Origin of the sequence: Barnesiella sp. An22 (assembly GCF_963931395.1) — a bacterium.
In the GTDB taxonomy this organism is placed as follows: domain Bacteria; phylum Bacteroidota; class Bacteroidia; order Bacteroidales; family Barnesiellaceae; genus Barnesiella; species Barnesiella merdigallinarum.
Genome location: NZ_OZ007014.1, coordinates 1284327 through 1298046, shown reverse-complemented (window position 1 = coordinate 1298046; position 13720 = coordinate 1284327). Strand labels below are relative to the sequence as shown.

7 protein-coding genes are annotated in these 13720 nt (G+C 56.7%); 4 read left to right on the top strand and 3 right to left on the bottom strand.

The window, feature by feature from the left end:
- Nucleotides 1-95: 95 nt before the first annotated feature.
- From ABGT88_RS05200 to ABGT88_RS05185, 4 genes are all read left to right on the top strand, one after another.
- Nucleotides 96-2312 carry a glycoside hydrolase family 3 C-terminal domain-containing protein gene (locus ABGT88_RS05200; RefSeq protein ID WP_346700809.1) on the top strand — a complete coding sequence of 739 codons (2217 nt, stop codon included), beginning with the start codon at nucleotides 96-98 and terminating at the stop codon, nucleotides 2310-2312.
- Between the two features lie 16 nt (nucleotides 2313-2328).
- On the top strand, nucleotides 2329-4113 hold the full coding sequence (locus tag ABGT88_RS05195; RefSeq protein ID WP_346700808.1) for a DUF5040 domain-containing protein: 1785 nt from the start codon (nucleotides 2329-2331) through the stop codon (nucleotides 4111-4113).
- 23 nt (nucleotides 4114-4136) lie between these two features.
- Nucleotides 4137-6362, top strand: a complete 2226-nt coding sequence (gene bglX, locus ABGT88_RS05190; protein WP_346700807.1) for a beta-glucosidase BglX — start codon at nucleotides 4137-4139, stop codon at nucleotides 6360-6362.
- Between the two features lie 385 nt (nucleotides 6363-6747).
- Entirely contained in the window at nucleotides 6748-8145 is a 1398-nt protein-coding gene (locus tag ABGT88_RS05185; RefSeq protein ID WP_346700806.1) for a prolyl oligopeptidase family serine peptidase, read from the top strand.
- A gap of 104 nt (nucleotides 8146-8249) precedes the next feature.
- Here the strand turns inward: ABGT88_RS05185 and ABGT88_RS05180 are convergent, their stop codons facing one another.
- From ABGT88_RS05180 to ABGT88_RS05170, 3 genes are read right to left on the bottom strand one after another with little or no spacing between them, the layout of a single operon-like run.
- On the bottom strand, nucleotides 8250-9548 hold the full coding sequence (locus tag ABGT88_RS05180) for a TolC family protein (RefSeq protein ID WP_087408282.1): 1299 nt from the start codon (nucleotides 9546-9548) through the stop codon (nucleotides 8250-8252).
- A 14-nt stretch (nucleotides 9549-9562) separates the two neighbouring features.
- A complete protein-coding gene (locus ABGT88_RS05175) occupies nucleotides 9563-12652 on the bottom strand; it encodes an efflux RND transporter permease subunit (RefSeq protein ID WP_087408073.1) in 3090 nt (1029 codons plus the stop codon).
- A complete protein-coding gene (locus ABGT88_RS05170) occupies nucleotides 12649-13683 on the bottom strand; it encodes an efflux RND transporter periplasmic adaptor subunit (protein ID WP_087408074.1) in 1035 nt (344 codons plus the stop codon). Before ABGT88_RS05170 ends, ABGT88_RS05175 begins: the two co-directional genes overlap by 4 nt.
- Between the last annotated feature and the right edge of the window lie 37 nt (nucleotides 13684-13720).

Sequence of the window (13720 nt, the reverse complement as noted above, 5' to 3'; positions counted from 1 at the left end):
GCCTCCGGCTCCCCCGACCGACCCGTGGAAGCCGAAGGCATCCGACTTGAATGTCGGCTTATAGACCTAACCTATTTTTTTTGACCAAGACTATTATGAAACAGATACTTCTAAGAATCGGCACCCTCTCGGCCCTCGTACTGGCTCTGGCAGCACGGGTAGTGGCACAAGAGCCTGTACCGGCCTATCTCGACGACAATCAACCCATCGAGGTTCGCATCGAAGATGCTTTGTCGCGCATGACCTTAAAGGAAAAAATCGACATGATTCATGCCCAATCCAAGTTCAGTGCCCCCGGCTGCCCGCGGCTGGGTATCCCCGAACTGTGGCTCAGCGACGGACCTCACGGCGTGCGCATGGAATTTGTGTGGGACAACTGGGACCATGCCGACTGGACCAACGACTCCTGCACGGCCTACCCCGCCCTCACCTGCCTGGCTGCTACCTTCAATCCCAAACTGGCATTCCGGTATGGAAACGCCATAGGCCAGGAGGCCCGCTACCGGAAAAAGGATATTATCCTGGGACCCGGCGTCAACATCTACCGCACCCCGCTGAGCGGGCGTAACTTCGAATACATGGGCGAAGACCCCTATCTGTCGTCGCGTATGGTCGTGCCCTACGTCAAGGGCATGCAGCAAAACGGCGTAGCCGCCTGTCTGAAACACTTTGCCCTGAACAATCAGGAGAAGAACCGCGACAAAGTGAATGTCGAAGTGAGCGACCGCGCCCTCTACGAGATCTATCTGCCGGCCTTCAAAGCCGGTGTGCAGGAGGGCGGCGTGTGGGCCATCATGGGTTCGTACAACAAATACCGGGGCCAATACTGCAGCCACCACGAGCGGCTGGTCAACCAGATATTGAAACGCGACTGGGGCTTCGACGGCGTGATGCTGACCGACTGGGGCTCGGCCCACGACACCGACGAGGCGGCCCGCAACGGACTCGACCTGGAGATGGGTACCTGGACCAACGGTCTGACCTGGGGCATCAGCTCGGCCTACGACAACTACTACCTGGCCCAGCCGTTCCTGAAGAAAATCGAGAGCGGCGAGCTGCCCGAGTCGCTCCTCGACGAGAAGGTGCGCCGGGTGTTGCGCCTGTGCTTCCGCACCAACATGAACCGCAACCGCCCCTACGGCTGCAAGCTCACCCCCGAGCATGCCGCGATTGCCCGCCAGGTGGCCGAGGAGGGTATCGTGCTGCTGAAGAACGACAACCACTTCTTCCCCATCGAGAAGGGGCGTTACCAGAAGATTGCCGTCATCGGCGAGAATGCCGTCAAGCAGTTGTGTCTGGGCGGCGGCTCGTCGGAGCTGAAACCGCAAAAGGAGATTTCGCCCCTCGAGGGGATGATCGAGAAATACGGTCGGGAACACATCGTCTTCACCCTGGGCTATGCTTCGGGCGAACCCAACTACAGCAACGAACTGCCCTCGGGCCTCGATGCCGACTCGCTGGTCGAGGAGGCTGTGAAGGTGGCCCGCGAAGCCGACGTGGTGCTCTTCTTCGGCGGCCTCAACAAGAACTTTCACCAGGACTGTGAAGGCGACGACCGCCTGAGCATGGACCTGCCCTTCGGGCAAAACGAGCTCATCGAGAAGCTCATCGAGGCCAACCCCAACACGGGCATTATCATCATCAGCGGCAACGCCGTGAGCATGCCGTGGCTCTCGAAGGTCGATGGCCTCATCCAGTCGTGGTATCTGGGTTCGCAAGGCGGCCCGGCTACGGCCAATGTCATCAGCGGCGAGGTGTGCCCCTCGGGCAAACTGCCCTTCTCGATTCCCGTGAAACTGGAAGACAACAGCGCCCACTACTTCGGCGAGGAGTCGTATCCGGGCGTAAACGACACGCAATACTACAAGGACGATATTCTGGTGGGATACCGCTGGTACGACACGAAGAAAATCAAATCGCTCTTCCCCTTCGGCTACGGTCTCTCCTACACCACCTTCAACTACGGGAAAGCCCGCACCAACAAGAAGAGCTACCGCCCCGACGAGAAGGTGAAACTCTCGTTCACCCTGAAAAACAGCGGCCAACAGGCCGGAGCCGAGACCGTACAAGTATACATGAGCCAGAAGAAGCCCAGCGTGCTGCGCCCCGTCAAGGAGCTGAAAGCCTTCGAGAAGGTATTCCTCCAACCGGGCGAAGAGCGGGTGGTCGAACTCGAAATCCCGGTCAGCTCATTTGCCTTCTACGACGAGGGCATCGCCGACTGGAAACTCGAGAACGACAAATATCTGTTGCATGTGGCCTCGTCGTCGCGTCAGATACACTCGACGACAACCATCGAAGTAAAAGATTAACCCATAAGCAGAAACCATGAAACTACAAAAGATTATCCTGTCGGGGCTCCTGTCGCTCGCCGCTCTCGCGACACAGGCCCAGAACTACGACCACCACTTCCTGCTGGCCGGCGCCTCGTTTGCCGTACCCGAGAACGGCTGGTTCGAACTGGTGTGCGACGCCTTCAACGCCGAACCGCTGAACAAGGCGGTGGGCGGCGACGCCATCAAGCACACGGCATCGGACATGTTTCTCGACCGCTTCTACACGACCGAGGAGCTCGACCGCATCGATGCCTTCATCATCATGCACGTACACAACCAGGACGTGGCCAGCACCAACGGCATCAAGGAGAACTACGAAGAGTATACCTACGACGAGATTCAACAGTACAACACGGCCTACGACTATGTAATCAAGCGCTACAAGGCCGATTGCTACAACCTCAAGTTCAATCCCGAATCGCGCTACTACCAGACCGAAAACGGCAAACCGGCCACAATCATCCTCTGTACCCACTGGCACGACTCGCGCATCACCTACAACCAGAGCATCCGCACCCTGGCCGAACGCTGGCAGCTGCCCCTCATCGAGTGGGACGAAAACATCGGTTTCACCCGCAAGGTGGTCGATGCCGACGGCCGTCAGCCCAGTATCAAATATGCCGCCGATACCGAAAAAATCTACGACATCACCTTCGGGTGGCACCCAATGCGGGGCAAAGAGCAGTATATCCAACAGAAGATGGCCTCGATCTGCATGGAGAAGTTGACCGAACTCTTCACCCCCGTGCCGGCCTCGGTCGAACTCGGCGAGAAGAGCAAGGTGATTGTTCCCGGCGAACAGGGCTATTTCGTGTGCCGCTTTACGGGTGTACCGCCCTGGCGACTCACCTACACCGTAGACGGTGAGGAACACCGGCTCGACAGCATCACCACCAACCCGCTCATCGTCGAGGTTACCCCCACGGCCGACGAAACCACCGTGCGGCCGGTAGCGGTAAGCAACCGCTATACCGAGAGCGGTACCGTGACGGGCGAAGCCCACATCTACACCGGGCGACAAAGCGTATCGCCCACCTTCGACACCTACGTGCACCAGGCCAACCAGACCACAGCCTACACCGACGCCGACCATCTGGAGGTAAAAGGAAATACCGATACCCACACCCGCGAAGCCTACCTGTCGTTTGCCACCACCGGCATCGACCCGCAGGCCGAGCGCATGGTGGTGCGGGCCTACTACTACGACTGCATCTACCCCAGCTGGCCCCGCAAGGAGACCCACCCGGTAGAGATTTGGGGCAATACCGAGTCGTACACGACAATGACCTGGAACACCAAACCCGACCAGTTCACCCGTATCGGTGAAACTCTGGTACGGGCCGACGAGCTGAACAGCTATATCGAGTGGGATGTCACCGACTGGGCCAAGGCACAAATCGAAGCCGGGGCCAGCCTGCTCACCTTCAAGCTGTGCATCGGCGAAACCGACGCCACGGGGCTGCTCTACTTCTATTCGTCGGAGGCCGAAGACTCCCACAAGCCGCAACTGCTCGTCACCACCGACCCCACCACGGGGCTGACCGAAGCCGCTACCAACGTGATAACCGTCCGTACCCGCCGGGCCGACCGGGAGATTATCGTCACAGGCATCGACGGCAACTGCCGGGCCACCTGCTACACGCTGTGCGGTCAAGTGGTCTTTGCCGGACAGGTAGCCAACGACGAGCCCATTGCCCTACACAACACCGCTGCGGGGGTCTATCTGCTCGACCTGCAAAACGAGACACAACACTACACCTGCAAGATTATTTTATAACCACTTAATTCCACACATACACAATGAAAAAAGGATTGTTTGTCATCTGTGTTGCCGCCCTGCTTGCCACAGGATGCAAGTCGACCGGCAACACCGAAGAGGAGCGTTTCATCGAAGACCTGTTGGGAAAAATGACGCTCGAAGAGAAAATAGGTCAGATGAACCAGCTCTGTTTCGACCAGCCTCTGGATTCGATCAAAGCCAAGATTCGGGCCGGCGAGATAGGTTCGATGCTCAACATAGACCCGAAACTGATTGACGAGATACAGAAGACGGCCGTCGAGGAGTCGCGGCTGGGTATCCCCCTCATCATCGGGCGCGACATCATTCACGGCTACAAGACCGTATTGCCCATTCCGCTGGGACTGGCTGCCTCGTTCGACCCGCAAGTGGTCGAGGCCGGTACCCACATGGCAGCTACCGAAGCGCGTGAAGAGGGCATCACCTGGACCTTTGCCCCCATGCTCGACATCTCGCGCGATGCCCGTTGGGGCCGCATAGCCGAGAGCCTGGGCGAAGACCCCTATCTGTCGGGCGAACTGGGTGCCGCCATGGTGCGCGGTTTCCAGGGCGAGCATCTGTCGGACAGCGACGCCATTGCCGCCTGCGTGAAACACTTCGTGGGCTACGGTGCTGCCGAGGGCGGACGCGACTACAACTCGACCTATATTCCCGAAACGCTGTTGCGCAACGTCTACCTGGAACCGTTCCAAAAAGCGATCGAGGCCGGAGCCGCCACGCTGATGACCTCGTTCAACGACAACGACGGAATACCCGCCTCGGGCAACGACTTCCTGCTGCGCACCGTGCTGCGCGACGAGTGGAAGTTCGACGGCTTTGTGGTATCGGACTGGTGCTCGATGAGCGAGATGATGTCGCACGGGTTTGCCGCCGACCGCAAGGATGTGGCCCGTATCTCGGCCAATGCCGGCGTAGACATGGAGATGGTAAGCCAGACCTATATCGAACACCTGCCTCAACTGGTAGCCGAGAACAAGGTACCGATGGAGGTAATCGACAACGCCGTGCGCAACATTCTGCGCATCAAATACCGCCTGGGACTGTTTGAGAATCCTTATGCCAAACCGGGCAAGACGAGCACCATCTACTGCGACGAGCACCTGCAAACGGCCCGCCGCGCCGCTGTCGAGTCGGCCATTCTGCTGAAGAACGACGGCGTACTGCCGCTCAAGGAGGGTCAGACCCTGGCCATCGTAGGCCCCATGGCCGATGCTCCCCACGACCAACTGGGCACCTGGTCGTTCGACGGTGACAAGAATCGCACCGTCACCCCGCTCAGAGCCCTGCAAACCGATGAGTACAACCAGGTGAAATACATCTATGAGCCCGGGCTGGACTACTCGAGAGATACCGATACGAGCGACTTCGAACGGGTGAAGAGTGCCGTACGCCGGGCCGACGTGGCCGTGGTCTTCGTGGGCGAAGAGGCCATCCTCTCGGGCGAGGCCCACTCGTTGTCGAACATCAACCTGATAGGTGCCCAGTCGGAGTTGCTGAAAGCCGTGAAGAGCACCGGCAAACCGGTAGTGATGGTGGTTATTGCCGGCCGTCCGCTCACCATCGAGCGCGACCTGCCCTATGCCGATGCCGTGCTCTACAACTTCCACCCGGGCACCATGGGCGGTCTGGCCATCATGGACCTGCTCTACGGCCGCGAGAACCCCAGCGGTAAGCTGCCGGTAACCTTCGTGCGCGAAGTGGGACAGATACCGATGTACTACAACCACAACAACACCGGCCGACCCGCCCAAAACGAAATTACGCCCCTCGAGGATATTCCGTTGGAGGCTCCGCAGACGTCACTCGGCAACACGTCGTTCTACCTCGACTCGGGTAAAGACCCGCTGTTTGTCTTCGGCTACGGACTCTCGTACAGCACCTTCGAATATGCCGACCTCAACCTCTCGAGCAACGAGGTGAGCGCCACCGATACCCTCACCGTAACGGCTACCGTCAAGAACACCAGTGCCGTCGACGGTACCGAGGTTGCCCAACTCTACGTGCGCGACCTGGTGGGCTCGATCGACCGTCCGGTCAAAGAGTTGAAAGGATTCCAACGCCTCTTCATCAAGGCCGGTGACAGCCAGACGGTCACCTTCAAACTGCCGCTTTCGGCTCTGGCCTTCTATGGCCGCGACCTGAAGAAGAAGGTCGAGGCCGGTCAGTTCGACATCTGGATCGGACCGAACAGTGCCGAGGGATTGAAAGGCTCGTTTACGGTAAAATAATTTATCCGCTTAAGAAATAGAACTCATCACGTTTCCCATGCAATCAGCTCTCCGAACAGCCTGCCGGCAACCAGGCCGGCAGGTTTGTTCGGGGAGTTACAACTCCGGCCCCAGGGTATTGCGGTAGCCCTTTCGCCCCTTTTTGTGGAATGGGCCGGAGATTTTACGAAAGCTACTTCTTCTTACATACATTAAATTTAACCTGGAGCTGTGTCGAAGTGAACAACTTGTTGAGACACGGCTCCTCGCTTTATTTCGGCACGCACCGTATAAAAAAACAGGGGTGGCTGTAAGGGTATAGAGGGATTTTATTGTCTCATAATAGAAAGGCAAAATATACAGAAGTGAACATATCCTTTAACCCATACATAAAATATCAATGACCATGAAAAAACTTTACTTTGCACTTTGCCTGATTTTCGTATGGTGTACAACGGCTTTTGCCTATGACAACCTGTATGTGGTAGGCGATGCCTGTTCGTCGGGGTGGGACCCCAACGCAGCCCTTGCCATGACGAAAGAGAGCGCCGACTCGTACACCTGGAGCGGCCCGCTGAAAAAGAACAGCGGCAAACAGGAACGATTCAAATTTCTCGTAGCCCGGTCGTGGGCCACATCGCTCACCTGCCGGCTCGACCAGAGCGGACACCAGGTGATTGCCTCGGGCCAGGAGTATGACTTGTATGTAAAACTGGAGACCGACGGCAAACCCGACAACTCGTTTCAGGTGCCCGAGACGGGAGTATACCGCATCGACGTGAACACGGCATCGATGAAAATGACGTGTACCAAGATAGCCGACTATGAAGAGCCCGACTACACGCTCTTCTCGCGCGAGACGTTCCAGGCCTCGTCGGGGCTGTCGCTCAACTACCGTGCCCTGCAGCCGGCCACCATCGAGGCCGACACGCGCTACCCGCTGGTCATCTTCCTCCACGGGTCGGGCGAGAGAGGCAACGACAACGAGAGCCAGTTGCGATATGGTGCCGATCAGTTCCTCACCTCGCAGAACCGGGCCGACTATCCGGCTTTCGTACTCTTCCCGCAATGTCCGTCGGAGAACTTCTGGCCGTTTGAGAGCCAACCCGCCTCGTTCGACGCCACCACCTTCCCGACCGACTACCCCATCTCTACCCCCAACCAGGCGGTGAAAGAGCTCATCGACTACTACCTGCAAAACGAGCCGGTAGACCCCGACCGGGTTTATATCGTCGGTATCTCGATGGGCGGCATGGGTACCTTCGACCTGGCCTGCCGGTTTCCCGAGACGTTTGCCGCAGCCGTACCTATCTGTGGCGGCATCCAGGTAGACCGCATCGACAGCCGCACCAAGCGTGTCTACTGGCGGCTCTTCCACGGCGATGCCGACGGTGTGGTGCCGGTGAACAACTCGCGCTCGGCTTATGAGGCTCTGCTCGAGGCCGGGGCTACGGTCGAGTATGTCGAGATACCCGGCGGCGACCACTTCATCTGGAGCGGGGTCTTTGCCCGGGAGGATTTCCTGCCGTGGATTTTCGGCAAACGTCGTCAACCGTCGAGTGCCGTATCGTCGCTCCCGACCGACCAACCTATCCGGTGCTACGCACAGGAGGGTAAACTCGTAGTCAACTCGACCGACGATACCCCGCTGCAAATCGACCTCTACAACACCTCGGGCGCCCGCGTCTGCACGCTCGACGGAGAGGTATCGGCAGCAACTCCCCTGCCCTCGTTGAGCCGGGGCGTATACCTGGTAACGATTTCGCAGGGTACCAACCGCTACCACACCAAGGTGGTACTGTAACCGTTCGAAAACTTCTTCTTACATACATAAAAACAGAAATCCGGTCGCTTGCTTGGTGCAATCGGCCGGATTGTCTTTTTTAATGACTTCCTATCGTCAAGGGCCTACCGACCCGTAGCCTGCATATAGGCAACCTGTTTCTGCTGATAGGAGGTGCAAGCCTCGGCATACTGGTCGTGACTTTGCTGCATGAGCGACTGGGCATCGAGCAGATCGGAGAGCGCAACCGTACCGGCCTTGTAATAGTCGTTGTTGAGTCGCAGGTTCTCGGTAGCCGACTCGATGGATTTCTGAGCGAGCAGCACCTGCTGATAAGCCTCTTGCAAGTCGTTCCACTTGGCCTCGATCTCGACCAGCATCATTTCGCGCGAGTCTTGCCGGGTATTCTCGGTTTGCATCTTTTTGATCTTTTCCCGTTTAATGGCATGCGAGCCACCCCACCACGAGGTGATAGGCACCGATACGCTGGCAAAGACGACTCCGAAATCGGTATCCTTCTCGAGCAAATCGTGATAGAGATAGCCGGCTCCCACACTTACCGAAGGGAGGTTTTCGCCCCGCTTCATGCGCAGTTGCAGTTTGGCAGCCTCGACCGACTTGTCGAGGAGCTTGCTCTCGGCCCGGTTGTCGAGCCCGGTCTCGGGATCGATGTAGTAATCGAGCGGCGAGACCACGGGCGGGAAGTTGTCGAAGGCTATATCGAAATCGCTCTTATCGACCCCGATCAACTGACACAGCAACATGCGGGTTACCGAGAGGCCGTTCTCGACCTTCAGCCGGTTGGCGGCAATGTTCTGTTGCTGGAGCTCTACCCGCAGCAAATCGTTGCGGGTGGTGACACCGGCATCGACCGAAGCCACCACATCGCGATGCAGGGTATCGAGCTGAGTCTCGAGTGTAGCCAGCGTGCGCAACTTCTCTTTGAGAGCAACAATCTGCCAAAAGTATTGCGAGACCGAAGCCTCTACCTGGTCTTCGGTAAGGGCCAGCTGGTACTGGCTCACCTGCTCTCCGATATGAGCCAGTTTGTTGCCATTGACTATGCGGCCACCCATGAATACCGGCTGAAGAAGAGTGACACCCGCCATCTTGCCCGACTTGAGCATCTCCATCGAGATAGGCGGCACTCCGGGTACGGGCAATGCCATATCCATCTGAGCCATACTTTCGCTGGCCTTGAAGATGGCACCCGTAGCCGAAATGTTTGGGAAATAATTGGTGAAGGCCTCTTTCGAGGTTTGCTCGGCCGCCTCGACATCGAAACGGCTGTTCTTTACCTTGGCGCTGTTTTCGACGGCCAGAGCCTGGCATTCGTCGAGCGTATAGAGTTTCTGAGCGTTGAGCGGGAGCGAACATCCCAACAGGCCCAACGCAACGGCGTATATGATTTGCTTGTTTGTCATCTTTTTTTCTCCTTTCAACGATTTTCTGTTTTACGATCGGCCCGGCTGAATATCAACCAATAGGCTACCGGCAATATGGTGAGGGTCAATATCATCGAGATGATGGTTCCGAAAAATACGACCGAACCCATGGGAGACCACAACGGACTGCCTCCCAAAATCATAGGAATCACACCCATCGAAGCGGCGGCCGAGGTGAGGAATATGGGGCGCATACGACGTTTGGCCGAGTGCAAGGCGGCCTCACGCACGCTCAATCCCTCTTTCATACGCAACTCGTCGGCATAGTCGAGCATGATAATGCCGTTACGTACAAGGATACCCATGAGGCTGACGATACCCAAGACTGCCGTCACACTCACATCGAGCCCCATCACCCAGATACCTACACCGGCTCCCAACAGACAGAGCGCGAGTGACCCGAGAATGAGCAGGGCCATATTGATGCGACGGAAGTGGAACAACAGGATGAAGAAGATGATGACGACCGCAATGACCAGCCCGCTCACAATCATATTCAAGGTATCGCTGTCGCTCTCACGGGCTCCGCCCACCTCCCATTCGATGCCTTCGGGCATATCGATTTGCTCGACGGCCTTCACGATCTTGCTGGTCATGGCCGAAGCGTTGACCCCATTCTTCACATCGGACTGGAGCGTAATGGTAGGAATACCGTTGCGACGGGCTATCTGGGCATCGTGCCAGTCGGGTTCGACCCGAGCAATCTGGCGCACCGGAACCGAGGCAGCTCCGCCCCAAGCCGAGACATAGGTATCGCCCACCTCATCGTAGGAGAGCTCGCTACGGCCGTCGTCCTTAAGTACGACATCTATGGGATAATCCTTATCCCAAACCGTAGTCACGGGCAGACCGTTGCCCAGGTGCATGGCCAGATTGGCCGAAAGCATGGCTTTGCTCATGCCCAGCCGCCCCATCTCATCGTCGTCGAGTTGCAAGGTGACCCCGGGAAGCTGTCCCTCCCAGTCGCTATGAACCAACGAAAGCTCGTCGAAGCCATCCATGACCTTCTTCACCCGGTCGGCAGCCACACGAAGGCTGTCGCGGTCGTTACCCTTGACCCGTATCTCGACGGGATAGACCGCATCGGAGTATTCGAGCTGTTTGAAGCGTACACGCGCTTCGGGGAAGTAGTTGAGGTATTTATCCTTATACTCGTCGATCATCTGCTCGGTAGCCTCGTTGCCCGTCGTATTGACGATAAACTGAGCATAGTGCGAACCGGCCATCTGCGGAGCATAGGTGGTGTGGAAGCGGGGCGACCCTTCTCCCTTGAACGAGGCCACCGATACCACCCGGGGATCCTTACGGAGAATCGATTCGAGACTATCGGCCACGGCAGAGGTCTTTTCGAGCGCCGTACCGAAAGGCATGTAAATCTCGACGGCAAACTGGTTGCGCTCGGCAATAGGCATCAGCCGCATGGGCAGCGCCAGGAACAGCACGACACCGGCTACCACCGCGAGGAGACCTACGCCCATTGTGCGTACGGGATGAGCGAAACACTTGGTAATGAGCTTGTCGTAAGACGATTGCAATACGGTCAGGAACGAACGGCGTTGTTTCTTTTCAGGTTTGGGCGCACCTTTGAATCCGGTCCGAATAAAGTAGTACTGCATGTAGGGAACCAACAATACAGCTACCAGCAGCGACAAGGCCAGGATAATGGTGATAGCCCAAGGGAAGGACTTCACGAAGTCGTTAATCATACCCGTCGAGGTAATGAGGAAGGGAAAGAAGGTGATACTGATTGCCAACGTGGCCGAGAAAATGGAGCGGAAAAACTCCTTGGCGCTCTCGACGGCTGCCGTCCAGCGGGGCACGCCGTTGTCGAGCTTCTCCATATAGCAGTCGATGATGACAATCGAGTTGTCGACAATCATACCCAGCGTGACAATCAGAGCCGCCAATGTAACCGTGTTCAACTCCATGCCGCAGGCATAGAAGACCAGCAGCGACAGGAATATGGTGATGGGTATCGTCGAAGCGGCTACCGAAGCTACCCGCAAGGGCATGAGCAACATGACGACTACAATCACGGCAATGATGGCAATGAGCAGTTCGCGCAGGAAGGTTACAACCGAATCGCCTACGACCTGCGACTGGTCGGTAATGCGGAATATCGACACATCGTCGGGTAGCTCTTTCTCATAGTCCGAGAGAACCTTGTTGACCTCTTGTCCCATCTCTACGATATTATTGCCTTCGCGCATCTCCATGGAGAGCACCAGACACTTGGTGCCGTTGTTGGTAATATAAGAGGTAGGATCGGGATATTCACGCACCACCCGGGCAACATCTTTGAGCCGGATGGCGTGCCCTTGCGGATCGCTAAAAACAATCTGGTTGGCTACATCGTTTATACAGTCGTAGGTATCGGCCAGGTGAATGGGAGCTACAAACCGGCTGTTATCGACCGCTCCGCTCACCGTCGTGAAACCCTGGGAGAGCAGTTGGGTAGCCAGCGTAGTGTTGTCGATTGCATAGCGCGAGATTTTGGCCGGGTCGAGGTAGACACTGATCTGCTCTTTCTGCAAGCCATAGGTGCGCAGGTTGCTCACGGCATCGATGCGGCGCAATCGATCCTTGAGATCGTCGAGGTACTCCTCGAGTTCGCGATAGGTCTTGTCTTTCGACTCGATGGTAACCAGCATAGCCGACGTGTCACCAAAGTCGTCGTTGGTCACGAGAGCCAGCACCCCCGAGGGCAACTGCGACTTAAAGGCAGCTATACGATGCTTGAACTTGGTCCAGAACTCGTCGCGGTTGTTTACGTCGTCGTTCAACTCGACAAAGACAATCGACATGCCGTCGCGGCTGAGCGAATGAGTCTTGGCCTTTTTCACCTCTTTGAATTCAAAGATAAAGTTTTCGAGCGGCTTGGTCACCTGCTCTTCGACCTCGGTCGATGTAGCCCCCGGATAGACGGCCACCACAACCCCCTGGCGTATGGTAAAGGCAGGGAACTCTTGCTTGGGCATCTTCACCAAAGAGTAAATTCCCAGTACAAACATCAACGCCACGATGAGAATAACGATCTGCCTGTATTTCATGGCAGCTTCTATAATACCACCTTTTGTTTTCATTGCTCTGTTACTTTCATGTTTTCACTTACTTTCGAAGTACCCTCGACAATTACCTTATCGCCCACCGACAGGCCCGACTCGACTACGACACCGTCGCCCGACAGGGCACCGACCGATACCGGCCGTTTGGTGGCTCTGCCGTCGCTGTCGACCCATACGAAGGGAGTGCCGTCGCTATCGATTTGCACGATTCGGTTGGGAACAACAATTGACGAGTCGCGCGTACCGCCCAACCGCGCTACGCAAACCATGCCCGGGAGCAATTCGCCCGAACGGTTATCGATCTGCACCAATGCCTTGTAGGTGTGTACCAGCGGGTCGGCGGCAATGCCTTTCTCGATAATCTTTCCGGTGTAGCTCTTGTTGCCGAGAGCCGCTACGGAGACCGATACCTCATCGCCCAGACCTATCGAGGCTATCTCATCCTCAGGGACAGCCATATTTACATTCACGCGCATAATCTTCATCAACTGGAAAACCGGTACCCCGGGCACCACCGACGATCCCGTATCGATGCTCTTCTGAGCTACTACCCCGGCATAGGGAGCACGCAACTCGACATCGTTGAGATTCTTGCGGGCAATCTGCTCCATGCTGCGGGCCTGCTGCAATGAGCTCTGTACCTCGACCCACTTGATTTCGGGCAGGCTCCCCTTCTCGTGCAACTGTTCCATACGGGCATAAGCATCCTCGGCCTGCCGCAACGAAGAACAAGCGGCATCATAGGTGCTTTGCAACGTGGTCTTGTCGAGCCGGGCCAACAGTTCGCCCTGAGCTACCCGCTGACCTTCGCGCACATAGATGCGCTCGACATACCCCGGTACCTGAAAACTCAGTGAGGAAGAAGACTCTCCCTCGACAGTTCCCATATATTCATGTACACCCAGATTCTCACAAAAAGCGACCGTCCAAGTCTTCACCGGAACTTCGCGCTCCGTCTTTTCCTCCTTTCCCGAGGAACTGCATCCTACACTCAGAACCGAAGCTACGGTCAAAAACAAATAAGCAAATGCTTTACCATTCTTTTTCATACTTTCCGTTGTTAAAATTCGATGCAAAGATGTAGGA

Excerpts from the sequence above, each read along its gene's own strand:
- ABGT88_RS05200 (WP_346700809.1), top strand. The coding sequence starts at position 96 with ATGAAACAGATACTTCTAAGAATCGGCACCCTCTCGGCCCTCGTACTG.
- ABGT88_RS05195 (WP_346700808.1), top strand. The coding sequence starts at position 2,329 with ATGAAACTACAAAAGATTATCCTGTCGGGGCTCCTGTCGCTCGCCGCT.
- bglX (WP_346700807.1), top strand. The coding sequence starts at position 4,137 with ATGAAAAAAGGATTGTTTGTCATCTGTGTTGCCGCCCTGCTTGCCACA.
- ABGT88_RS05185 (WP_346700806.1), top strand. The coding sequence starts at position 6,748 with ATGAAAAAACTTTACTTTGCACTTTGCCTGATTTTCGTATGGTGTACA.
- ABGT88_RS05180 (WP_087408282.1), bottom strand. The coding sequence starts at position 9,548 with ATGACAAACAAGCAAATCATATACGCCGTTGCGTTGGGCCTGTTGGGA.
- ABGT88_RS05175 (WP_087408073.1), bottom strand. The coding sequence starts at position 12,652 with ATGAAAACAAAAGGTGGTATTATAGAAGCTGCCATGAAATACAGGCAG.
- ABGT88_RS05170 (WP_087408074.1), bottom strand. The coding sequence starts at position 13,683 with ATGAAAAAGAATGGTAAAGCATTTGCTTATTTGTTTTTGACCGTAGCT.